22 protein-coding genes are annotated in these 22,341 nt (G+C 43.8%); 7 read left to right on the top strand and 15 right to left on the bottom strand.

Annotated features, from left to right (window positions below; translation table 11 throughout):
- Positions 1–88 precede the first annotated feature (88 nt).
- The 6 genes from odhB to sdhC form a co-directional block, all read right to left on the bottom strand.
- Positions 89–1,324, bottom strand: coding sequence for a 2-oxoglutarate dehydrogenase complex dihydrolipoyllysine-residue succinyltransferase (odhB, locus tag ACRQQK_RS06435; RefSeq protein WP_457510504.1), 1,236 nt, complete (start codon positions 1,322–1,324; stop codon positions 89–91).
- Positions 1,325–1,352: 28 nt separating this feature from the next.
- The gene (gene sucA, locus ACRQQK_RS06430) at positions 1,353–4,163 is read right to left on the bottom strand and encodes a 2-oxoglutarate dehydrogenase E1 component (RefSeq protein ID WP_457510503.1); all 2,811 of its coding nucleotides are present in this window, start codon (positions 4,161–4,163) and stop codon (positions 1,353–1,355) included.
- Positions 4,164–4,253: 90 nt separating this feature from the next.
- Positions 4,254–4,964, bottom strand: a complete 711-nt coding sequence (locus ACRQQK_RS06425; RefSeq protein ID WP_457510502.1) for a succinate dehydrogenase iron-sulfur subunit — start codon at positions 4,962–4,964, stop codon at positions 4,254–4,256.
- Positions 4,965–4,978: 14 nt separating this feature from the next.
- Positions 4,979–6,745, bottom strand: a complete 1,767-nt coding sequence (sdhA, locus tag ACRQQK_RS06420) for a succinate dehydrogenase flavoprotein subunit (RefSeq protein WP_457510501.1) — start codon at positions 6,743–6,745, stop codon at positions 4,979–4,981.
- Positions 6,746–7,090, bottom strand: a complete 345-nt coding sequence (sdhD, locus tag ACRQQK_RS06415) for a succinate dehydrogenase, hydrophobic membrane anchor protein (RefSeq protein WP_167412932.1) — start codon at positions 7,088–7,090, stop codon at positions 6,746–6,748. It lies immediately after the preceding gene.
- On the bottom strand, positions 7,084–7,476 hold the full coding sequence (sdhC, locus tag ACRQQK_RS06410; protein WP_457510500.1) for a succinate dehydrogenase cytochrome b556 subunit: 393 nt from the start codon (positions 7,474–7,476) through the stop codon (positions 7,084–7,086). The genes sdhD and sdhC overlap by 7 nt, the downstream gene beginning before the upstream one ends.
- Before the next feature lie 394 nt (positions 7,477–7,870).
- Here sdhC and ACRQQK_RS06405 point away from each other — a divergent pair, with 394 nt between their 5' ends.
- Positions 7,871–9,160 carry a citrate synthase gene (locus ACRQQK_RS06405; protein ID WP_457510499.1) on the top strand — a complete coding sequence of 430 codons (1,290 nt, stop codon included), beginning with the start codon at positions 7,871–7,873 and terminating at the stop codon, positions 9,158–9,160.
- A gap of 67 nt (positions 9,161–9,227) precedes the next feature.
- Here the strand turns inward: ACRQQK_RS06405 and ACRQQK_RS06400 are convergent, their stop codons facing one another.
- On the bottom strand, positions 9,228–9,986 hold the full coding sequence (locus ACRQQK_RS06400; protein WP_457510498.1) for a Nif3-like dinuclear metal center hexameric protein: 759 nt from the start codon (positions 9,984–9,986) through the stop codon (positions 9,228–9,230).
- Between the two features lie 103 nt (positions 9,987–10,089).
- On the opposite strand from ACRQQK_RS06400, the gene ACRQQK_RS06395 reads away from it, so the two are divergent.
- A complete protein-coding gene (locus tag ACRQQK_RS06395; RefSeq protein WP_457510497.1) occupies positions 10,090–10,851 on the top strand; it encodes a DUF1853 family protein in 762 nt (253 codons plus the stop codon).
- 73 nt (positions 10,852–10,924) lie between these two features.
- Here the strand turns inward: ACRQQK_RS06395 and pgm are convergent, their stop codons facing one another.
- Together pgm and seqA are read right to left on the bottom strand one after the other, a co-directional pair.
- Positions 10,925–12,571 carry a phosphoglucomutase (alpha-D-glucose-1,6-bisphosphate-dependent) gene (gene pgm / locus ACRQQK_RS06390; protein WP_457510496.1) on the bottom strand — a complete coding sequence of 549 codons (1,647 nt, stop codon included), beginning with the start codon at positions 12,569–12,571 and terminating at the stop codon, positions 10,925–10,927.
- Positions 12,572–12,729: 158 nt separating this feature from the next.
- The gene (gene seqA, locus ACRQQK_RS06385; RefSeq protein ID WP_457510495.1) at positions 12,730–13,290 is read right to left on the bottom strand and encodes a replication initiation negative regulator SeqA; all 561 of its coding nucleotides are present in this window, start codon (positions 13,288–13,290) and stop codon (positions 12,730–12,732) included.
- Between the two features lie 92 nt (positions 13,291–13,382).
- Here seqA and ACRQQK_RS06380 point away from each other — a divergent pair, with 92 nt between their 5' ends.
- The 3 genes from ACRQQK_RS06380 to fldA all read left to right on the top strand — a co-directional run bounded on the left by ACRQQK_RS06380 (position 13,383) and on the right by fldA (position 15,069).
- Entirely contained in the window at positions 13,383–14,147 is a 765-nt protein-coding gene (locus ACRQQK_RS06380) for an alpha/beta fold hydrolase (RefSeq protein ID WP_457510494.1), read from the top strand.
- A 116-nt stretch (positions 14,148–14,263) separates the two neighbouring features.
- Positions 14,264–14,485: a DUF2788 domain-containing protein gene (locus ACRQQK_RS06375; protein WP_039424790.1), complete on the top strand. Its 222-nt coding sequence runs from the start codon at positions 14,264–14,266 to the stop codon at positions 14,483–14,485.
- A 56-nt stretch (positions 14,486–14,541) separates the two neighbouring features.
- Positions 14,542–15,069: a flavodoxin FldA gene (fldA, locus tag ACRQQK_RS06370; protein WP_042483937.1), complete on the top strand. Its 528-nt coding sequence runs from the start codon at positions 14,542–14,544 to the stop codon at positions 15,067–15,069.
- An 81-nt stretch (positions 15,070–15,150) separates the two neighbouring features.
- On the opposite strand, the gene ACRQQK_RS06365 is transcribed toward fldA, so the two are convergent.
- Positions 15,151–15,840 (bottom strand): LrgB family protein, encoded by a 690-nt coding sequence (locus tag ACRQQK_RS06365; protein ID WP_457510493.1) that lies wholly within the window; start codon positions 15,838–15,840, stop codon positions 15,151–15,153.
- On the bottom strand, positions 15,837–16,253 hold the full coding sequence (locus ACRQQK_RS06360; protein ID WP_457510492.1) for a CidA/LrgA family protein: 417 nt from the start codon (positions 16,251–16,253) through the stop codon (positions 15,837–15,839). The genes ACRQQK_RS06365 and ACRQQK_RS06360 overlap by 4 nt, the downstream gene beginning before the upstream one ends.
- A gap of 123 nt (positions 16,254–16,376) precedes the next feature.
- Between ACRQQK_RS06360 and ACRQQK_RS06355 the strand changes: the two genes are divergently transcribed.
- The gene (locus tag ACRQQK_RS06355; RefSeq protein ID WP_457510491.1) at positions 16,377–17,270 is read left to right on the top strand and encodes a LysR family transcriptional regulator; all 894 of its coding nucleotides are present in this window, start codon (positions 16,377–16,379) and stop codon (positions 17,268–17,270) included.
- Here the strand turns inward: ACRQQK_RS06355 and ACRQQK_RS06350 are convergent.
- Complete coding sequence (locus tag ACRQQK_RS06350) at positions 17,263–17,778, bottom strand: DUF4442 domain-containing protein (protein WP_457510490.1); 516 nt, start codon at positions 17,776–17,778, stop codon at positions 17,263–17,265. The two genes, ACRQQK_RS06355 and ACRQQK_RS06350, sit on opposite strands and share 8 nt — an antisense overlap.
- 256 nt (positions 17,779–18,034) lie before the next feature.
- Here ACRQQK_RS06350 and fcrX point away from each other — a divergent pair, with 256 nt between their 5' ends.
- Positions 18,035–18,484 (top strand): ferric iron uptake transcriptional regulator FcrX, encoded by a 450-nt coding sequence (gene fcrX, locus ACRQQK_RS06345; RefSeq protein WP_167412944.1) that lies wholly within the window; start codon positions 18,035–18,037, stop codon positions 18,482–18,484.
- Between the two features lie 118 nt (positions 18,485–18,602).
- Here the strand turns inward: fcrX and ACRQQK_RS06340 are convergent, their stop codons facing one another.
- From ACRQQK_RS06340 to fabB, 3 genes are all read right to left on the bottom strand, one after another.
- On the bottom strand, positions 18,603–19,616 hold the full coding sequence (locus tag ACRQQK_RS06340; RefSeq protein WP_457510489.1) for an aspartate-semialdehyde dehydrogenase: 1,014 nt from the start codon (positions 19,614–19,616) through the stop codon (positions 18,603–18,605).
- Positions 19,600–20,745 carry a 4-phosphoerythronate dehydrogenase gene (locus ACRQQK_RS06335; RefSeq protein WP_457510488.1) on the bottom strand — a complete coding sequence of 382 codons (1,146 nt, stop codon included), beginning with the start codon at positions 20,743–20,745 and terminating at the stop codon, positions 19,600–19,602. Before ACRQQK_RS06335 ends, ACRQQK_RS06340 begins: the two co-directional genes overlap by 17 nt.
- Positions 20,746–21,041: 296 nt before the next feature.
- A complete protein-coding gene (gene fabB, locus ACRQQK_RS06330; protein ID WP_457510487.1) occupies positions 21,042–22,253 on the bottom strand; it encodes a beta-ketoacyl-ACP synthase I in 1,212 nt (403 codons plus the stop codon).
- Between the last annotated feature and the right edge of the window lie 88 nt (positions 22,254–22,341).

Here is a 22,341-nt window from a genome sequence, read left to right as displayed (position 1 = left end):
ACTTAGATGAAGGCCAGATGTTGGGCAGTCTAGCCTTGGGCGCTATGGGCGTCTAGTCACCCTAGGGTAACTAGACGTTTTAGCGATATTAAATGTCTAATAGCAGACGTGCTGGGTCTTCTAGTAGTTCCTTAACGGTTACTAGGAAGCCTACTGACTCACGGCCATCGATTAAACGGTGATCGTAAGATAGTGCCAGGTACATCATAGGTAAGATTTCAATCTTACCGTCCACTACCATCGCGCGATCTTGAATCTTATGCATACCCAAGATTGCTGCTTGTGGTGGGTTGATGATTGGCGTAGACATTAACGAGCCAAATACACCACCGTTAGTGATCGTGAAGTTACCACCCACTAATTCTTCTACCGTCAACTTACCATCACGACCTTTAAGTGCGAGTTCTTTAATGCCTTTTTCCACTTGAGCAAAACCAAGGGTATCCGCATCTTTAAGTACTGGCGTCACCAAACCACGAGGTGTTGATACCGCAATGCTGATATCAAAGAAGTTGTGGTAAACGATATCCTCTCCATCCAATGAAGCATTAACTTCTGGGTAACGTTTTAGAGCTTCTGTTACGGCTTTCACGTAGAAAGACATAAAACCGAGACGAATGCCGTGGCGCTTCTCAAACTGGTCTTGATACTGCGCACGAAGATCCATAATAGGCTTCATGTTTACTTCGTTGAATGTCGTCAACATTGCAGTGCTGTTCTTAGCTTCAAGCAGACGCTCTGCAATACGTTTACGAAGGCGAGTCATCGGTACGCGTTTTTCGCTACGAGCTGCAACAGGTGCTGGCGCTGCTGCTTCAGCAACAGGTGCTGGCGCTGCTGCTTCAGCAACAGGAGCTGGTGCTGCTTTGTTCGATGCTAGGTGCGCTTCGATATCTTCACGAGTAATACGACCGCCTACCCCAGAACCTTTCACGTCACTCGCTTCTAGGTTGTGTTCTGCAAGCAGACGACGAACTGCTGGGCTTAGCGCATCGTTCGTTTCTTCCGTCAACGTCGCTTTGTGACGTTTGTCTGGAGAAGCTTCGCTTGAATCCGCAGAGTCTTTAGTTGGCTCGCCTGCAACAACTCCAGGAGTTAGGCGTGCAAGTAGTTGTTTAGAAAGAACGGTTGCACCTTCTTCTTCAAGAATCGCTTCTAGTACACCTTCTTCCGGAGCTGGTACTTCTAAAACAACTTTATCAGTTTCGATTTCAACAATGACTTCGTCACGAGCAACCATATCGCCCGGTTTCTTGTGCCAAGTCGCGACAGTTGCGTCCGCTACTGATTCAGGTAAGTCTGGAACCAGAATTTCAATTGTCATATCTGTGTCTTCCTTTTACTTCTAGTTCTTAAGCTATGTTCAGAGCGTCATCAACTAACGCTTTCTGTTGCTTCAAGTGTACCGACATATAGCCTACTGCTGGTGATGCAGAAGCAGGACGGCCTGCATATTTCAAATCGGCGCCTGCTGGGATCGCCGCACGGAAATTGTGTTGACTACAGTACCAAGCGCCTTGGTTTTGAGGCTCTTCCTGACACCATACATAATCAACAGCGTTAGTGTATTGTTCGATAGCCGCTTGTACTTCTTCCATCGGGAATGGGTAAAGCTGTTCAATACGAACGATAGCAACATCATCTTGTTCATTGCTACGACGTTGTTCTAACAAGTCGTAGTAAACTTTACCTGAACAGAATACAACGCGTTTAACGTTAGCAGGCTTCAAATTGTCAATTTCACCGATAGCTGGCAAGAATGTTCCTTGCGCTAGCTCTTCCATGCTTGACACACATAGAGGATGACGAAGCAGAGATTTTGGTGACATAACAATGAGCGGACGACGCATCTTACGTACAACCTGACGACGCAGCATGTGGTAAACCTGTGCTGGTGTAGAAGGTACGATAACTTGCATGTTTTGCTCAGCACATAGCTGTAGGTAACGTTCTAGACGCGCAGATGAGTGCTCTGGACCTTGACCTTCGTAACCATGAGGCAACAACATGGTCAAGCCACATAGACGAGCCCACTTCTGTTCACCAGAAGAGATGAATTGGTCGATAACAACCTGAGCACCGTTTGCGAAGTCACCAAACTGTGCTTCCCAAATCGTCAAACCGCCCGGTTCCGCTGTCGCATAACCATATTCAAATGCCAATACCGCTTCTTCAGACAATACTGAGTCCAAAACTTCGAATGGACCTTGGTTGTCATGAATATTCGCTAAAGGAATGTACGTGCTCGCGTCTGTTTGGTTATGTAGAACCGAATGACGGTGGAAGAAGGTACCACGACCAGAGTCCTGACCAGAGATACGAATTCGCTTACCGATATCAACCAAAGTTGCGTAAGCCAAGGTTTCCGCCATACCCCAATCAAGTTTTTTCTCACCAGTAATCATTGACTTACGATCGTTGTAGATTTTTTCTACACGACTTTGAAGTTTATGACTCTCTGGATGTGAACAAGTGCGTGTTGCAAGCTCTTTCAGGCGATCAAGATCAATTTGGCTATCCCAATCAATATTCCAGTCATGGCCTAAGTACGGAGACCAGTCGACAGAGTGCATTGCCATTGGTCGCCATTCTTTAACGACGACTTCACCACGGTCCAACGCATCACGATATTCATTCACTAATTGAGTGGCTGTCTCAATATCGCATTCTTTACGATCGATCAGCACATCAGCGTATAGCTTACGTGGTGTTGGATGTTTTTTAATTTTTTGGTACATCAGAGGCTGAGTTGCATTTGGCTCATCAGCTTCGTTGTGTCCGTGACGGCGATAACAAACAAGGTCAATCACAACATCACGTTTGAACTCATTACGGTAATCAAGAGCAATGCGCGTTACGAAAGCAACCGCTTCTGGATCGTCAGAGTTAACGTGGAAGATTGGCGCCTGAACCATTTTCGCGATGTCAGTACAGTACATGGTTGAACGCGTGTCACGAGGGTTCGACGTCGTGAAACCAACTTGGTTGTTAACCACGATACGAACCGTACCACCGACACAGTAACCACGAGCCAATGACATGTTAAATGTTTCAGCTACAACACCTTGCCCAGCAACAGCTGAGTCACCGTGAATAGTAATAGGAAGTACTTTGCTACCATCTTCATCGCCTAGACGATCTTGACGTGCGCGTACAGAGCCCATAACTACTGGGTTTACAATCTCAAGGTGAGAAGGGTTAAACGCCAGTGCTAAGTGAACATCACCACCTGGGGTTGCGAAATCCGCAGAGAAACCTTGGTGATATTTAACGTCACCGGTACCCCATGTTTCGTCATGCTTGCCAGCAAACTCATCAAACAAGTCTTGAGGTTTTTTGCCCAAAACGTTAACAAGCATATTCAAGCGACCACGGTGCGCCATACCAACGACAACTTCACGCATACCGTTTTTACCAGCATGACGGATCAACTCTTTAGTCATTGGGATTAATGCGTCGCCACCTTCCAGAGAGAATCGTTTCGCGCCTGGGAATTTTGCGCCTAAGTAGCGCTCAAGGCCTTCCGCTGCAGTTAATTCATCAAGGAAAGTGTTTTTCTCTTCGAGAGTGAAAGATGGCTGACCTACCACTGATTCTAAACGTTGTTGGATCCAACGCTTTTGCTCAGTGTCTGTCATGTGCATGTATTCAGCACCGATAGAACCACAATAAGTCTGTTCTAGAGATTTGTAGATATCCTTTAACTTCATGGTTTCTGTGCCAACGGCAAAGGAACCAACGTTAAAGGTTTCTTCCATATCATCTTCGGTAAGATTGTGGAAAGCAGGATCCAATTCCGCCACAGGTGGGCGTTTCCACAAATTTAGGGGGTCAAGTTTAGCAGCTTCATGTCCGCGGAAGCGGTAAGCATTGATAAGCTGTAATACTTTTACTTGTTTTGCATCGACTTCGGGGTCACTAACTTGGACATTGTAATGCTTTGTCTCTTGAGCGAGTCGTCGGAAGTAATCACGGACACGTGAATGCGGCTGTTCAACCACATTTTCAGGCTGCGTAGGCAAACCATCAAAAACACGTTTCCACTCCTCACTTACCAGATCGGGATCACTTAGATACAGTTCGTAGATATCTTCTACATAAGTTGCATTGGCGCCAGCCAAGTGTGAAGACTCGAGCCACGCCTTCATCACGCCGTTGTGCATTATTTTCCCTTAACTAGTAGGTTTCACGTTTGCTTCGGTCTATGCCGAGCTACAAAGGCAGGCCCTAAGGCCTGCAATCTTGTGACTATTTTAAACAGAACGATTAATCAGCATAGATTTAATATGGCCGATTGCTTTCGTCGGATTTAACCCTTTAGGACAAACACTTACACAGTTCATGATGCCATGGCAACGAAAAACGCTAAATGCATCATCAAGATTAGATAAGCGTTCATCTGTCGCAGTGTCACGACTATCAATTAACCAGCGATAAGCAGCTAAAAGACCTGCAGGACCAATAAACTTATCAGGATTCCACCAGAACGAAGGACATGAAGTTGTACAACATGCACACATGATACATTCGTACAGACCATCTAAATGCGCGCGCTCTTCAGGAGACTGTAAGTTCTCACGTGAAGGAGGTAAATCACCTTCAGAGATCAAGAACGGTTTTACTTTTGCGTAGTTGTCATAGAACTGGGTCATATCAACGATCAAGTCACGAACAACTGGCAAACCAGGTAGTGGACGAATCACAATTTTACCGCCTTTAAGTGCAGATAAAGGTGTGATACATGCCAGACCGTTTTTACCATTCATGTTTAAACCATCGGAACCACAAACACCTTCACGACATGAACGACGGAATGCGATTGTAGGGTCTTGTTCTTTCAGCAAAATAAGCGCATCAAGAACCATCATATCCGAGCCATCTTCAACCTCAAGCTCATACTCTTTCATATACGGCTTGTTGTCTACATCCGGATTGTAACGATACAAAGAGAAGTTCAATTTCATTGGTTAATCCTCCCTTAGTATGTACGGATTTTTGGAGGGAACGCTTCACGATGTACTGGCGTCATGTTTACATCACGCTTACTCATCTGTTCCGTCTCTGGGTTATAGATAGAGTGATATAGCCAATTAGCATCATCACGGTCTGGGAAATCGAAGCGAGCATGTGCGCCACGGCTTTCTGTACGGTAGTTCGCCGCTACAGCCGTTGAGAATGCTGTTTCCATTAAGTTATCCAACTCTAGACACTCAATACGTTGAGTGTTGAACTCAGAAGACTTATCTGAAAGATGAGCTTCTTGCAGACGCTCACGAATCACCTTCAACTCTTCTAGACCTTGTGCCATTGCATCACCTTCACGGAATACCGAGAAGCTGTTTTGCATACAGCGTTGTAGGTCTTTACGGATTTGGAATGGGTCTTCGCCACCTTTGCTGTTTTCCCAACGCATGGTACGCGCTAGCGAGGCTTCGATATCCGATTCGGTTGCTGGACGTGCTTCTGCTTGCGCCGCAAGAGTTTCACCTAAGTGAAGACCGGTTGCACGACCGAACACCACTAGGTCAAGCAGTGAGTTACCGCCTAGACGGTTTGCACCGTGAACAGATACAGATGCGATCTCACCACAAGCAAACAAGCCTTGAACTTCCATATCTTTACCAGAAGCATCTTGTTTAATCGCCTGACCGGAAACCTGAGTTGGTACGCCACCCATCATGTAGTGACAGGTTGGGATAACTGGAATTGGCTCTTTTACTGGATCAACGTGAGCAAAGGTACGAGAAAGCTCACAGATACCAGGGAGACGAGATTCAAGAACGTCTCTACCTAGGTGATCCAGTTTCAATTTGATGTGTGGACCCCAAGGACCATCACAACCACGACCTTCACGAATTTCAATCATCATTGAACGAGCAACCACGTCACGACCAGCAAGATCTTTTGCGTTTGGAGCATAACGTTCCATGAAACGCTCGCCGTCTTTATTTAGAAGGTAACCACCTTCACCACGACAACCTTCAGTTACGAGTACGCCCGCACCCGCAATACCTGTTGGGTGGAATTGCCACATTTCCATGTCTTGCATTGGTACGCCAGCACGTAGCGCCATACCGACACCGTCACCAGTATTGATATGAGCGTTAGTCGTAGAAGCGTAAATACGACCCGCACCACCCGTTGCCAGAATCGTTGCTTTAGATTTGAAGTAACAAATCTCACCAGTTTCCATACATAGAGCAGTACAACCTAAGATGGCACCATCTTGGTTCTTCACTAAATCCAGTGCATACCACTCAGAGAAAATGGTTGTCTTATGTTTGATGTTTTGTTGGTAAAGAGTGTGTAGTAGCGCGTGACCAGTACGGTCAGCCGCAGCCGCAGTACGAGCAGCCTGTTCACCACCAAACTCTTTAGATTGACCACCAAACGGACGTTGATAGATTGAACCATCTTCAAAACGAGAGAATGGAAGCCCCATACGCTCAAGTTCGATAACCGATTCAGGACCGTTCTTACACATATACTCGATAGCGTTTTGGTCTCCGATGTAATCAGAACCTTTTACCGTATCGTACATGTGCCACTGCCAGTTATCTTTGTGAGAGTTACCAAGAGCAACGGTAATACCACCTTGAGCAGATACTGTGTGTGAACGAGTTGGGAATACTTTAGATAGCAAAGCACAAGATAGGCCTTGCTCAGAAATTTGCAGTGCAGCACGCATGCCAGCACCACCAGCGCCGATTACTACGGCATCAAACTCACGAACAGGAATAGTCACTTACGCACCCCACAAAACAAACAGGCCAGAGAAGAAGTATCCAAACAGAATTGCAATGACGACTAATTGAAGACCGCCACGAAGTTTAGAACACTTTACGTAGTCAGTTAGTACTTGCCATAAGCCGATCCAGCCGTGGATAAGTACTGAAACTAACGCCAACATTGTGAAGACTTTCGTAAACGTTCCTCCGAAGAAGGACGTCCATGAGACATATGAGATATCTGTGAAAGCGCAGAAACTCACAAGATAGATCGTGTAAAGAGTCATGATGATCGCGGTAGAGCGAATTAGTAAGAAATCATGAACTCCATTGCGACCGAATGAAGAAACGTTTTTTACCATACCAAGATCCCCGCCAATACAGATAAAATGGCTGTTGCAACGAAAGCAACTTTCGCACTCATTGCTCCAGATTCAAGCTCCTCGAAATGACCAAGATCCATCAATAAATGACGAATACCACCAGCGATGTGGTAGGCCAAAGCGGTTAAAATTCCCCAAAGAATAAACTTGGCAAAAAAACCACCTACGAGATGACTCGCATCCATGAAGCCTTGTGGCGAAGATAATGATAAGGATAGTAACCAAAGCAGTATGCCGACTGCTACAAACGTAATAACCCCTGACACACGGTGAAGGATTGATGCGATTGCGCTAATCGGAAAGCTAATGGTCTGTAAATCTAAATTAACAGGTCTTGACTTTCTTTCTTTCACGGGCTTGCTCACTCAGCTCCATTGAGCATTTATAGTTATGGATGTTTTTTGGTGGCAAAGCCATAAAACTTAACATTTACTTAACAAATAACCGCTATATTCAGCACTTAAGTTGTAAATAAATTGTTAACAACAAGAATAAAAACCTCTCATTCTAATTGTTTCTAGCCTTGAATTTATAAGGTTTCCACCAAAATTAACTGCGCCAATATACGGCTGGCAACATTCTAATACAATTGATGTAACAATTTTTGCTACATAGAACAGATTTTTAACTTTATATGTATAAAAAATCAAAGAAAGTGCACACATCAGATGAAGAAAATTGACTTTGATGTGGATCAGACGTAAAAAAAGGCACACAAAACATCCTGGACGGATTAAATAATAAACAAAGGAGATTGTTATGGCAGATAAGAAAGCGACCCTTCATATTGAAGGCAAAGCGCCAATTGAACTGCCGATTATGGACGGGAGTATCGGCCCACAAGTAATCGATGTTCGCAAACTTGGAGCGAATGGCTACTTCACATTTGACCCGGGTTTTCTTGCCACTGCATCCTGTGAATCTCAAATCACTTACATCGACGGCGACAAAGGTGTTCTGCTACACCGTGGTTACCCTATCGATCAGTTAGCCAATAACGCCGACTACTTAGAAGTGTGTTACATCCTTCTTTACGGTGAAGCCCCTACTCGTGAAAAATACGAAGAGTTCAAGAAAATTGTAACGCGCCACACCATGGTACATGAGCAAATCGCAAGCTTCTTCCACGGCTTCCGTCGTGATGCTCACCCAATGGCCGTGATGTGTGGTGTAGTTGGTGCACTTGCAGCCTTCTACCACGATTCTTTAGACATCAATAATGACCAACACCGCGAAATCGCGGCATACCGTCTACTGTCTAAAATGCCAACATTGGCAGCAATGTGTTACAAGTACTCTGTAGGTCAACCATTTATTTACCCACGTAATGATCTTGGCTATGCAGAAAACTTCCTACACATGATGTTCGCAACACCATGTGAAGAGTATGACGTTAACCCAGTCGTTGCTCGCGCGATGGATAAAATCTTTACCCTTCACGCAGACCATGAACAAAACGCATCAACTTCAACAGTGCGTCTAGCCGGTTCTTCTGGTGCTAACCCGTTTGCATGTATTGCTGCAGGTATCGCATCTCTTTGGGGACCTGCTCACGGTGGTGCTAACGAAGCATGTCTGCGTATGCTCGAAGAAATTGGTTCTGTAGACAAGATCCCTGAATACGTAGAGCGTGCTAAGGATAAAGATGACCCATTCCGTCTAATGGGCTTCGGTCACCGCGTGTACAAAAACTACGACCCTCGTGCTACGGTTATGCGTGAAGCATGTCACGAAGTGCTTAAAGAGCTTAACATCAAGGATCCTCTATTGGATGTGGCGATGGAGCTTGAACGTATTGCCCTGTCAGATGAGTACTTCATCGAGAAGAAACTTTACCCGAACGTAGATTTCTACTCAGGTATCATTCTGAAAGCGATTGGTATTCCAGTATCAATGTTTACAGTAATCTTTGCGATGTCTCGTACTATCGGTTGGATTGCACACTGGAACGAAATGCACAGTGACCCTTCAAACCGTATCGGTCGTCCACGTCAGCTGTACACTGGTCTTAAAATGCGTGACTTCGAGCCTCTACACGAGCGCGAATAACTCCGTATTAATACGTACTAATAAAAAGAGCGAGATATTATCTCGCTCTTTTTATTTCGTTTACCGACTAGACTGGATTATCAATATCAATAAAAGTGACATCAAATCCATGTTGCTCTGCTAACCATTCACCTAACGCTTTAATGCCGTAACGTTCAGTTGCATGATGACCCGCGGCAAAATAGTGAATGTTAAGTTCTCTTGCCGAATACGTGGTGCGCTCCGAAATCTCGCCAGAAATAAAAGCATCCATCCCCTGTGAAGCAGCTAACTCAATAAAATCCTGACCACCACCAGTACACCACCCTAACTGCAGAATTCTTTTGTCTGCCAGTTCAGGTTCAATATGCAATGGCTCGCGATTTAACACAGTTGCAATACGTTGCGCTAATTCTGCTCCCGTCATTTCTTGCTGAAGCCGACCAAACATCGCCACAGATTGAGAATGGCCTTCAAGTCCGCCTTCCACTTCAATATCTAGTAGCTGAGCAAGCTGAGCGTTGTTGCCCAGTTCAGGATGAATATCTAAAGGCAAATGGTAAGCAAATAAGTTGATGTCGTTCTTTATCAATTGGCGTATGCGTTCGCCTTTCATACCACGAATCGCCTCATTTTCACCTTTCCAAAAATAGCCGTGGTGAACCAAAATCGCATCCGCATTCATCTTTATGGCTTGTTCAATAAGAGCTTTGGATGCCGTCACACCTGTGACAATTTTTTTGACTTCTTTTCGACCTTCAACTTGAAGACCATTGGGGCAATAATCTTTAATTAATTGCGGAGAGAGAGTCGCGTTCAATAACGCTTCAAACTGTAAATTATTCATCTCAAATTCCATTGCTTAATGGGTATGACGAGGTTATATATACCCAAGTAACCTCAAGATACAAGGTTCAGAATAAATTGTCGAAATATGCTCGGGTAACTATATGGACTTAAAACCGTTAATTGATTGGGTAACAACCACCCCGTCAATATTTAAAGCATCACCACCTATTGTAAGCAAGGCGCCTTTTTCTATGCCAGTACAAAGAAAATGGACAGCATATCAAGGCAATCAGAGACTTGGATTTTTATATCAACATTTGTGCTCTGAGCTTTTCAAATCCACCTCTACTTACAGTGCCATTGCGGAAGAAATTCAGCTTGTTCATGAAGGTAAAACATTAGGTTCTGTTGATTTCATTCTAAAAAACCGCAAAACCGAACAATTTGAACACTGGGAAGTTGCAGTAAAATTCTATTTGCTTCATCAAGGTCTTTGGTATGGCCCGAATGCCGAAGACAGACTTGACCTGAAACTGTCTCATATGCTCAACCATCAGTTACCCCTTTCCAGCAGCGAACAGTTTTCATTAAAGCATCCTCTATGGTCGAACGCTTCACAGCACCTTCTTATGCAAGGCAGATTATATATCAACCCATTTACCCCTGAACCAATACCTAATGAATGCTTAGGCTTCTCTATAAACGTTGATCAAATACAAGGCCGTTGGTGTTATAAATCACAAGCTCATTTAATTAAAGAACCACTCTATCTTTTGGATAAAGCTCAGTGGCTAACAGGAAGAAACGAAGCCTCTCAACGCTACTCAGATCCACAGGAAGGTTTTGTTCACTGCCAATCTGAATCAGGTGTATTCTGGTTTATATTGCCAGAAACGTGGCCAGCGCAAGAACAAACCATCTAATTATTACTATCTCAAATGTAAAAAGAGAGGCGACCTAGTCGCCTCTCTTCATTTTTAATTCACGTAACAAAAACTATAAACCAGCGGCTTTAAACACCTGATTTACGATTTCTTGAGCTTCTTTCTCGATCTGAGCTAAGTGCTCAGCGCCTTTGAAGCTTTCACAGTAAATTTTATAGATATCTTCAGTACCAGAAGGACGAGCAGCGAACCAACCGTAATCAGTCGTCACTTTCAAACCACCAATAGCAGCACCATTACCCGGCGCATGAGTAAGACGAGCCGTAATTGGGTCTCCAGCCAATGTTTGTGCAGCCACCATTTCAGCAGAGAGCTTACTTAACACGTCTTTTTGTGGACCATTAGCTACAGCTTGAATACGGTTGTAGCGAGATTCACCGTGTTTAGCAGCCAACTCATCGTAATACTCTTGAGGATTCTTACCCGTCACCGCGGTAATTTCAGCCGCTAACAGGCATAAGATGATGCCGTCTTTATCCGTAGACCAAGGCGTGCCATCTTTACGTAGGAAAGAAGCACCAGCGCTCTCTTCGCCACCAAAGCCAAATTTACCGCTGTATAAGCCATCAACAAACCATTTGAAGCCAACTGGCACTTCGCACAGTTCACGACCAAGATCCGCAACCACTTTATCGATAATCGCGCTGGATACCAGTGTTTTACCTACAGCCACCTCTTTGCCCCAACCGTCACGATGGCGGTATAGGTAATCGATACATACTGCTAAGAAATGGTTTGGATTCATTAAACCTTTTGGAGTAACGATACCGTGACGGTCATAATCTGGGTCATTACCAAATGCCAGATCATACTCATCTTTAAGTGCAAGCAGACCAGCCATCGCATAAGGTGATGAACAGTCCATACGAACCACTCCGTCTTTATCTAAAGACATAAACTGGAACGTTGGGTCAATTGCTTCGCTCACTAGCGTTAAATCTAGGTTGTATGCTTTACCAATTTGGCGCCAGTAATCAATACCGCTTCCGCCTAATGGATCAACACCAATTTTCAGGTTCGCTTTTTGAATCGCTTCCATATCGATAACGTTAACCAAATCATCGATATAAGGCTTCACCAAATCCACTTGCTTGAACAACGGAGATTGTCTTGCTTCGCTAATCGCAACACGTTTTACATCTTGCATATTGTTAGCAATGATCTCGTTTGCACGATCTTCAATCGCTTTGGTTAACTGACCTTCCGCAGGACCACCGTGAGTCGGGTTATATTTGATACCGCCGTCCTGAGGTGGGTTGTGAGACGGTGTGATCACAATGCCGTCGGCTTTCGCGTCATGCTTTAGGTTGTAAGTCAGGATCGCATGAGAAATACCCGGTGTTGGTGTGTAACCGTTGTTCTCTTGCACAATCACTTCGACACCATTTGCAATCAGCACTTCAACCACAGAGCTAAATGCAGGTTCAGAAAGAGCATGGGTATCTTTACCAACAAATAGAGGACCTTTTGTACCTTGTGCTGCACGAACTTCAACCACAGCCTGAGCAATCGCTAAAATATGATTTTCGTTGAAGGTAGATTTATCCGCTGTGCCGCGGTGACCTGAAGTACCAAACTCTACTTTGTGTGCAGAGTTACTTGGTTCAGGTTGGAGTAAGAAGTAGTTTGCGACTAACGCTGGAATGTTATGTAAATCTTCTTGTTGCGCTTTCTGCCCAGCACGCGGGTGCATAGCCATAATGACATCCTTTCTAAAATTCAGACAAAATAAAACCTCATAATACGAACTTTGTATTGTGCATTATGAGGTTTGAATCAGACTTTTTTGATTTTCAGTTCGAGATTTAGATCGCGCTTTCTCTTTAGTAAACGTTCTCTTTTTAATTAACGTTCGTATTAGATAGCGTTGGTTACTTTCTCGATAATGTCCGCAGGGAAATTCATCAGCGTCATCACTTGCTCAACCATTTGCTGTTTGCGACTGGTGTTGTTGTTAGTGATCACCCAGAATGGCGTGTTAGGAATCGCTTTTGGCTTTGTTGTTTGACCATTAGCCAATAAGGTTTGTTCGTTATCAGCAAAGTACACGCGTTTACGGCCTTTCACTGACATAGCGTCAGAGAAACTAGCCGAATCAATACGGTAAAGTGTCGACAGCACCAACATAAAACGGTCTACTGCTTTCTTTAATCCCGCAAACTCATCAGAAATAAGTAAAGTGCGCATTTCTTTTACGCTATCCACTTTCGTTTCTTGAGCAGCATCTTTACTCACAACGATACCTTTCGGTTCAGCAGCTGTAGCAGACACAGCAGGAGCTTCTGGCTTGGCAGAAGGTGTGTTCTTGTTATCTACATCCAACAGACGGCGCAAAATATCAGACGCGCTCTCACCGATATGAAGGGTTTGACCCGCGATGTAGCGGTATAGATCCTCATCAACCTCTATTGTTTTCATTCGCTTTTCACAATCTCAATGTTTAAACTCTGAGGGATTATAGCGAGATCTTTGCCGAGACTCTACGTTAAACCAATCACTAATAAGATAAAATGTCAGCACTTCTAAATTATAAACTCGAAGGTGAGGGTCACACCGTTGTTTTGATCCACGGCTTATTTGGCAACTTAGACAATTTAGGTTTACTCGCACGCGATTTAAAAACCGATCACCAAGTACTGAGTATTGACCTGCGCAACCATGGTCAATCCTTTCATAGTGATGAACATGACTATTCAGTGATGGCTAATGATGTAAAGCAGCTTCTTGAGTCACTTAACATCGAAAAAGCGATTGTGATTGGTCACTCGATGGGTGGCAAAGTTGCTATGAAGCTGGCTGATATTGATGCTTCGAGACTAGAGAAACTCGTGGTACTTGATATGTCACCGGTCAAATACACCATGCGTAAACATGATGCAGTCATCGCTGGGTTAGATTCCGTACTAGAAAACAAACCCTCTTCACGCAGTGAAGTTATGGAGCTATTAGCTCAGCACATCGAAGAAGACGGTGTTCGCCAGTTCTTGGGCAAATCGCTTACCAAACAAGATGACCATATGACTTGGCGTTTCAATGTACCAAGCATCAAACAGAACTACTGGAATATCATCGGCTGGGAACCCATTGCCCCTTGTAATGTTCCAACTCTGTTTATTAAAGGTGGTAACTCAGACTATTTAACCGCTGAGCATCAACCTCAAATACAAGCGCAGTTTAAGCAGGCAAAAGCACATGTCATAGCGAACACCGGCCACTGGTTACATGCAGAAAAGCCAGCAGAAGTATTACGCGCTATTCGTAAGTTTATTGACTAAAGAGCAATTTATAGCCAATAAGCCTACTAAGTGTGAATTCGATAATGTTGCATCCATTAACTTTGCTTAATAACAGTGGTATAGTGCGCGCAAGCAAATTGGCATAAAGGATACCCATGCTGTACGACTACATGAATATGCTCGAATCTATCGGGCTAGACTTGCTTTTTGCATCTATCTTTTTCTTAATCGGTATGGCGATTAAAGATGTATTGAAACAAGGTAATGTGCCAGTTTTTGGCCGTCGTATTGTTTGGTTAGTTCTATTTTTAGGTTGTGCAGGCTTTATCGCAAAAGGTCTTATCCAACTCAGTTGGGAAGGCACTGGTTTGGGTTAATTCCCCCAACACGTCGATTTCCCCGCAACCCATAACAATTTAAAGGTAAAGGCTCTATGGCAAGTGTAGGTATCTTCTTTGGTAGCGATACAGGTAACACCGAAGCGATTGCAAAGATGATTCAAAAACAACTCGGTAAAAATCTGGTTCATGTTCAAGATATTGCGAAAAGCAGCAAAGAGGACATCGATAACTTCGATCTTTTACTTCTAGGTATTCCTACTTGGTATTACGGTGAAGCTCAATGTGACTGGGATGACTTTTTTCCAGAACTAGAAGCTATTGACTTCTCTACTAAGCTAGTTGCAATTTTCGGCTGTGGCGACCAAGAAGATTACGCAGAATACTTCTGTGATGCGATGGGTACAGTACGTGACATCGTTGAAGCAAAAGGTGCAACTATCGTAGGTAACTGGTCAACAGAAGGCTACGAGTTTGAAGCGTCTAAAGCACTTGTTGATGAAAACCACTTTGTAGGTTTATGTATCGATGAAGACCGCCAACCTGAATTGACAGAAGAGCGCGTTACTAAGTGGGTACAACAAGTTTACGAAGAGATGTGTCTTGCAGAACTTGAAGACTAAGTTATTCCCTTAGCGATTAATAAATAGCCTCTGCACATGCAGGGGCTTTTTTATAGTTCCGATTTAACTAATAGTCCCATTTTACCAAAGTAATTGCCCGATTAATGGGGCAAGTAATACTGTTACCATTCCCGCAATCATCATCGCCACACTAGACACAACGCCTTCAGAGGAACCCATTTGATACGCTTTGGCCGTTCCCGCGCCATGAGCAGAAGCACCTAAACTCGCGCCTTTTCCCATACGAGTACGAATCGCACATACAGTTAATATCAATTCGCCCATCGCCATTCCGATCAAGCCAGTGATTACCACAAATAACGCCGTCAGATCACTTTGACCACCAATCGACTTTGATGCTTCTACGGCAAAAGGCGTAGTCACTGAGCGCATTGCTAGACTTCGTTGTAATAACTCCGAAAGATTAAACCAACGAGCCAACAATACCGTAGAACTGACTGCCACGAAAACGGATACCAACACACCGACCGATAAAGAAAGCCAATGACGCTGAATCAAATGACGATTGTCATAGATAGGGATAGCAAATGCGACAGTTGCAGGCCCAAGCATCCACAGTAACCAGTGCGAATCGGTCATGTAGTCTTGGTAGGGAATGTGAAAACCGAGAACAACCACGACCAATAATAAAGGTGCCAATAAAAGAGGCGTCAACAAAATGGTACGCTTTCTCTGATAGAGCCATTTACTGCCGTAATAGAAAACGACGGTTAGCAGCAAGCATAAAACGCCCAATAACGAATTACTCATAAGCTTTTTGTCACGGTGTTAATATTACTTTTTTGACGAGCTCTTTTCAGTTCAAAACGATATAACTTTTCCACCACCCAGGCCGTTGAAGCAATGACTATCACAGTGCTTACTAGTAGCACAGCCATAATTCTCATTCCTTCTTGCTTTAATAAATCCTGATAATTCACCACAGCCACAACTGCAGGAACAAAAAACAGTAACATTTCTGCCAGCAACCAAGTCGCCCCTTTTCTTAGCCATTCAACATTGACGACTTTGCTAAAAATCAAACCGAGCAGTAAAACCAACCCGGTTAAATTAGCTGGTATCGGAAAATGAAACGCTTTCACTAGATAGTCAGAGACTAACCAAACCAACGCCAACACAAAGATTTGAAGAAAAGTGAACAAGGCATCGCTTAACTTTTTCATCCAATATTCCTTTACCGCAAAATAACTGTTCTCAGTATATGAAGAGGTAAAACCTTCATAAAATGACTTTTTATTATAAAATTTATGCCATTATGGAATAGTTAAAATCATCGGATAGTTATCATGGACATAAAAGCACTGAGATACTTTGTAGAGCTCGTTAATGAAAAAAGTTTTACTCGGGCTTCAGAGAAACTGTTTGTTACTCAGCCGACCATCAGCAAAATGATTCGAAGTTTAGAAGAAGAAGTGGATCAACCTCTGCTTCACAGACAGGGAAGGCTCTTCTCTCTTACTGATGCAGGCGAAATTGTTTATCAACGGGCTCAAGAAATTCTGGCTCAAATGTCTCAGCTCGACGCCGAGTTGATCGACCTTAATGAACTAAAACGAGGGCATCTTCGTTTAGGTATTCCTCCAATGGTTGGTCACGTTTACGCAGGGTTGATTCGCCAGTACCGTCTGCGCTATCCAGAAGTAGAAATGACCATAGTAGAATACGGCGGAAGGAAAATAGAACAAGCGGTCTCTAGTGGCGAGCTGGATGTTGCCGTAACTATGCTTTCCCTCAATCCCGCGTTAGAGCTTAACGCTTTACCCCTAGATACCTATCCTATCTGTGTAGTATTACCAGACTGTAAACCTTGGAGTGACATGACCAATATCCATTGGCAAGATATAAAAGGAGAACCTTTCTACCTCTATACCGAAGACTTCACACTCAGCGATTACATAGATCGGGCATGTGTGAGTGAGAATATCGTTCCAATCATTGCAGCCCGAAGCAGCCAGTGGGACTTTCTAGTCGCTCTGGTCAAAAGTGGTGTTGGTGTCGCTTTTTTGCCAGAGCCTTTATGTCATCGAATCCAAGGTGAAGGCATCATAGTAAGGACGATGACCCCAAGTATTGACTGGAAGTTAGGTGCGATTTGGCATTCGGAGAGATATGTGTCCCGAACAGCAAAAGCATGGTTGGAGTTATGTCGCGAATACTTAACGACAGTCGGCTCTAATTAGCCGACTCAGTACATACCTCTTCATCTTCTTCGGAGCGATACTTCGGTTTCTTACGAACATAGAGTTTTCGGTGCACTTCTGAAACTACTTCGCCTCGAGCATTCTTTACATGAATGATGAATTCAGGAAAACACTTATCTCCTGTCGCAGTCATTTTTAAAATTGAATTTAACAGCTCATCGGTAATCCTAAATTCTGCAAACAGATCGGAATGTCCCGGTTTAATAAAGTTAATGCTAGCCTCTTTATCCCACACGTAATACTGCTCACCAAGAATACCCATTAACATCAACGAATAAACTGGGTCAGTGAGAGAAAAAATGCTGCCGCCATATTGGCTTCGGTTAGCATTTTTGTTCCACCAGCGTAATTTCAAGCGCATTTTTGCTTCACGAAAATCCGTGCTAATCGACTCTATTTTTATACCCGCCCCCCAAAATGGAGGCCAACTATTCAATGCATACTTCACAATATTAGGTTTATATAGCTTCGAGAGTATTTTATTCATGCTATCCGTGCCTTAGACTCTAGATTGCTTTGCGCCTGCACCCGCAAATGGAATTGCATATGGCGTCAATAAAAACAGAATTAATGTTAAATAATTGTAACTGGTCTAATCACTTTTATCAGTGACATAGCACGACTTTACGAGAAAACACTAGTAACCCTCTGAACTTCGTGGTTTATTGTTCAGTGCGAGTAACCTATAATGCTGGGCAACATTGAATTCTGTTAGTTACTGCAGATCATCAACGGGAAGATATATGTCAGACAATAACCAAGCGCTAAAAGATGCTGGTCTTAAGGTAACCCTACCAAGGCTAAAGATTTTAGAAGTTTTACAACAGCCTGAGTGCCAACATATTAGTGCTGAAGAGCTCTATAAGAAGCTGATTGATCTTGGCGAAGAGATCGGTCTTGCTACTGTTTACCGAGTTCTAAACCAATTTGATGATGCAGGTATAGTGACTCGACATCATTTTGAAGGCGGCAAGTCAGTATTTGAATTATCAACTCAACACCATCACGACCACCTTGTATGTCTAGATTGTGGTGAAGTAATTGAATTTTCTGATGAAGTGATTGAACAACGTCAACGAGAGATTGCCCAACAATACAACGTTCAATTGACCAACCACAGTTTGTATTTGTACGGAAAATGTGGTGACGGTACGTGTAAAGATAATCCAGACGCACATAAATCGAAAAAATAATGACGTTTGTCAGCACCTTTAATTGAAGAAGCCGAGTGATTAATACACTCGGTTTTTTTATATAGAAGAAAGGGAGTGTTTACACACTCCCTTTCTTATTATTCCGAGCGTTCAACGCTTAGAAGTAATCGCGAACCAATACTTCTGCAATTTGCACTGCGTTGGTTGCTGCGCCTTTACGTACGTTATCAGCAACAACCCATAGGTTAATACCGCTGTGATGACTGATGTCGTTACGGATGCGACCAACCAATACTTCGTCAATACCACCAGCATCACGAACTTGAGTTGGGAAATCATTCCCTTCAAACACTCGAACACCTTCAGTTTGTTGCAAAAGCTCAATCACTTGGCTTGCATCAATCGGTGAACTGGTTTCAATATGAACTGCTTCCGCATGACCATAAAATACAGGTACGCGAACACATGTCGGGTTAACCATGATCGAAGGATCGTTGAAGATTTTTTGGGTTTCCCAAACCATCTTCATCTCTTCTTTGGTGTAACCGTTATCCATAAATACATCGATTTGCGGAATACAGTTAAACGCAATTTGCTGGCTAAATGCACTGCTTTCAGCTGGTACACCATTCAACAATTTAGCTGTTTGACCTGCAAGCTCATCAATACCTGCTTTACCTGCACCCGAAACCGACTGATAGGTAGAAACGTTGATACGCTCAATACCTACAGCATCATAAATCGGTTTTAACGCCACCAGCATTTGAATGGTTGAACAGTTCGGGTTGGCAATGATATTGCGGTTGCGGAATTCTGCAATCGCTTCTGGGTTAACCTCAGGCACAACCAGAGGTACATCGTAGTCGTAACGGAATTGTGAGGTGTTATCGATAACCACCACACCAGCTTCCGCAGCAATTGGAGCCCATTTTGCAGATAGGTCACCACCTGCCGAGAACAGCGCAATATGTGCTTGGGACCAATCGAAGTTTTCTACGTTCTGAACCTCAATCGTTTTACCGTTAAAACGATAAGTTTTGCCTTCGCTACGCTCACTCGCCAACAAAAACAGTTCATCAACAGGAAATTGACGCTCCTTGAGAACTTCTAACATTGTTTCACCGACTGCGCCTGTTGCGCCGAAGATTGCTACATTAAATTGCTGGCTCATTGGTTACCTCAATTCTAAAACCTAATTTCTCTAACGGTGCTAAGTTGGACAGCTCATCACCAACAAGCGTGATCGCGCTATATTCGCGTCTGTCCCAATAATTCTTGCGCATTAAGTCAAATGCACCAGGTTGACTAATTTCACGACGGAACTGCGCATCGTCTTTTCTTACATCGTAGACGAGTTGAATCAAATTAAATAATGTTGCCTCATCCCAAGCACGTTCCAGTATCACTTTAGGAATAGGTGCGATTGGCAATAAAGTTGAAGGATTAGCAAAAGCGTTTGATTCAATGAACTCACAGTAACTGTTGAAGATCATCGTTGTTCCGCGCGCTTTACCTTCTAAGCCGTAGCCTGCTACGTGTGGCGTAGCAAATGCGAGCAGTGGTAACAGATCCATATCCACTTGTGGTTCAAACTCAAACACGTCTAGAGCTGCAATAAAACCGTCTTGTTTTTGCAGACGAGCTTTCAGCGCTGCGTTATCAACGATTGGACCACGGGCAGCATTAATCAGAATTTGATCGCTTCTCAGGCTCTCAAGTACTTGTTCGTTAATCAGATGATGGGTCGGCCATTTACCGTCAGTGGTTATTGGTGTATGCAGCGTGATGACATCTGCTTTACTTAATAATTCATCAAGCGGCGTAAACTCGCGAGAGTCTCCTTCTGCCTGCTTCGGTGGATCGTTCAGCAGAACGTTAATACCCATACCAGTTAAACATTCAGAGAGGTAAGTACCCACTTGCCCTGCCCCGATAATACCAACTGTCTTTTCAAAAATTGAAAAGCCATGTTGCTGCGACAAGACCATCAAGACACTCACTACGTATTCAGCAACGCCAACCTTGTTACAACCCGGTGCAGCGGTAAAGAAAATACCACGTTGTTGAAGTAACGCTTGATCGACATGGTCCATACCAGCTGTTGCCGTACCAACAAATCGTAGTTTATTGGCTTTACTCAATAACGCTTCATCAACTTTAGTTACTGAGCGAATCATCAGCGCATCTACATCGACTAAATCGTCGGCATTTAGAGTACGACCGGGTTTAAGGATCACTTCGCCCAATTGGCTGAATAGCTCTTCAGCGTAAGGCATATTTTCATCGATTAAGATTTTCATTGCAGAATTTAACCCTGATTTTAACTATAGGGGGTCTGTTTCCCTTCTATAGCTGGCATTGTGCAAAAAAGAGCGGTAGGTGTCGAGAATAATAGGCTTAAGCCCCAAAAATAAAAATACCCAGTGGCAATAATAGCCACTGGGCAATATCCAGAACAAAAGGATCTCGTCCCGCTCTCCATGGGACAAAGTCAGCGTCTGTTTGATCAGTCAAGCTGATCGGTTCTGGAAACCAAAATACCAATCTAAGTAAGTCGTTACTCCAATTGGTATTACCTTACGGTATCCTTGGTCTCTTAAGCTTCGTACTTCTTGATTACTAGAGTGGCGTTAGTACCACCGAATCCAAAGCTGTTTGACATAACTGTTGTCAGCTCTTGTTCACGCATTTCATTTACGATATCCAGACCATCGGCTGCTTCGTCTAGGTTCTCGATGTTAATGCTTGGTGCGATGAAGCCGTGGTGTAGCATTAGAGTTGAGTAAATCGCTTCGTGTACACCCGCTGCACCTAGAGCATGACCTGTCATTGCTTTCGTTGCAGAAATTGCTGGGCTGTTGCCGCCGAACACTTCTTGGATAGCACCAAGTTCTTTCACGTCACCAACAGGTGTTGATGTACCGTGAGTGTTCACGTAATCCACTTTGTCGATGCCTTGCATTGCCATCTTCATACAACGCACAGCACCTTCGCCTGATGGCGCAACCATGTCATAGCCGTCAGAAGTCGCACCATAACCTACGATCTCGCCGTAGATTTTCGCGCCACGAGCAAGTGCATGCTCAAGTTCTTCAATAACAACCATACCGCCGCCACCAGAGATAACAAAACCGTCACGGCCTGCATCATAGGTACGAGATGCTTTGTCTGGTGAATCATTATATTTCGTTGATAGTGCGCCCATTGCATCGAACATCATAGTCAATGACCAATCTAGCTCTTCACCACCACCTGCAAATACGATGTCTTGTTTACCCAGTTGGATAAGCTCCATTGCGTGACCAATACAGTGTGCCGAAGTTGCACATGCAGAACTGATTGAGTAGTTCACACCACGGATTTTGAATGGCGTAGCCAAACATGCAGAAACTGTTGAAGACATTGTGCGAGGTACCATGTATGGACCAATACGCTTCACGCCTTTCTCACGAAGAGTATCGACAGCGATCACTTGGTTCAGTGATGATGCACCACCAGAACCAGCAACGATACCTGTACGATCATTAGAAACTTGTTCAGGAGCAAGACCTGCATCAGCGATTGCTTGTTCCATAGATAGATAAGCAAATGCCGCCGCATCACCCATAAAGCGCATTTGTTTGCGATCAATATGGTCAGCAGGGTTCATCTTCAAATTACCCCAAACTTGAGAGCGAAGACCTTGCTCTTTAAATTGCTCAGAGCCTGTGATGCCGGATTTGCCAGCTTTAAGAGACGATAAAACTTCTTCGACGTTGTTACCGATACTTGAAACAATACCCATACCGGTGATTACGACTCGTTTCATGTGACATTCCTATTATTCAATAATTCGTTAAATGATAACGAAGATGGACTTCAAAAGTGGTCAGCTTTCCCATAAATCCGTACAATCT

Source organism: Vibrio sp. C8 (genome assembly GCF_054051265.1).
Note: the sequence above shows the minus strand (reverse complement) of the source record. Positions and strands in the feature narration are given on the sequence as shown.

What these genes read in the sequence shown, in the direction of transcription:
- ACRQQK_RS06425 (WP_457510502.1), bottom strand. Translation starts at nt 4,964, where the DNA reads ATGAAATTGAACTTCTCTTTGTATCGTTACAATCCGGATGTAGACAAC.
- ACRQQK_RS06355 (WP_457510491.1), top strand. Translation starts at nt 16,377, where the DNA reads ATGGACATAAAAGCACTGAGATACTTTGTAGAGCTCGTTAATGAAAAA.
- ACRQQK_RS06375 (WP_039424790.1), top strand. Translation starts at nt 14,264, where the DNA reads ATGCTGTACGACTACATGAATATGCTCGAATCTATCGGGCTAGACTTG.
- fcrX (WP_167412944.1), top strand. Translation starts at nt 18,035, where the DNA reads ATGTCAGACAATAACCAAGCGCTAAAAGATGCTGGTCTTAAGGTAACC.
- fldA (WP_042483937.1), top strand. Translation starts at nt 14,542, where the DNA reads ATGGCAAGTGTAGGTATCTTCTTTGGTAGCGATACAGGTAACACCGAA.
- pgm (WP_457510496.1), bottom strand. Translation starts at nt 12,571, where the DNA reads ATGGCTATGCACCCGCGTGCTGGGCAGAAAGCGCAACAAGAAGATTTA.
- ACRQQK_RS06380 (WP_457510494.1), top strand. Translation starts at nt 13,383, where the DNA reads ATGTCAGCACTTCTAAATTATAAACTCGAAGGTGAGGGTCACACCGTT.
- odhB (WP_457510504.1), bottom strand. Translation starts at nt 1,324, where the DNA reads ATGACAATTGAAATTCTGGTTCCAGACTTACCTGAATCAGTAGCGGAC.
- sdhD (WP_167412932.1), bottom strand. Translation starts at nt 7,090, where the DNA reads ATGGTAAAAAACGTTTCTTCATTCGGTCGCAATGGAGTTCATGATTTC.
- ACRQQK_RS06340 (WP_457510489.1), bottom strand. Translation starts at nt 19,616, where the DNA reads ATGAGCCAGCAATTTAATGTAGCAATCTTCGGCGCAACAGGCGCAGTC.
- ACRQQK_RS06405 (WP_457510499.1), top strand. Translation starts at nt 7,871, where the DNA reads ATGGCAGATAAGAAAGCGACCCTTCATATTGAAGGCAAAGCGCCAATT.
- seqA (WP_457510495.1), bottom strand. Translation starts at nt 13,290, where the DNA reads ATGAAAACAATAGAGGTTGATGAGGATCTATACCGCTACATCGCGGGT.
- fabB (WP_457510487.1), bottom strand. Translation starts at nt 22,253, where the DNA reads ATGAAACGAGTCGTAATCACCGGTATGGGTATTGTTTCAAGTATCGGT.
- ACRQQK_RS06400 (WP_457510498.1), bottom strand. Translation starts at nt 9,986, where the DNA reads ATGAATAATTTACAGTTTGAAGCGTTATTGAACGCGACTCTCTCTCCG.
- ACRQQK_RS06335 (WP_457510488.1), bottom strand. Translation starts at nt 20,745, where the DNA reads ATGAAAATCTTAATCGATGAAAATATGCCTTACGCTGAAGAGCTATTC.
- sucA (WP_457510503.1), bottom strand. Translation starts at nt 4,163, where the DNA reads ATGCACAACGGCGTGATGAAGGCGTGGCTCGAGTCTTCACACTTGGCT.
- ACRQQK_RS06365 (WP_457510493.1), bottom strand. Translation starts at nt 15,840, where the DNA reads ATGAGTAATTCGTTATTGGGCGTTTTATGCTTGCTGCTAACCGTCGTT.
- ACRQQK_RS06395 (WP_457510497.1), top strand. Translation starts at nt 10,090, where the DNA reads ATGGACTTAAAACCGTTAATTGATTGGGTAACAACCACCCCGTCAATA.
- ACRQQK_RS06350 (WP_457510490.1), bottom strand. Translation starts at nt 17,778, where the DNA reads ATGAATAAAATACTCTCGAAGCTATATAAACCTAATATTGTGAAGTAT.
- ACRQQK_RS06360 (WP_457510492.1), bottom strand. Translation starts at nt 16,253, where the DNA reads ATGAAAAAGTTAAGCGATGCCTTGTTCACTTTTCTTCAAATCTTTGTG.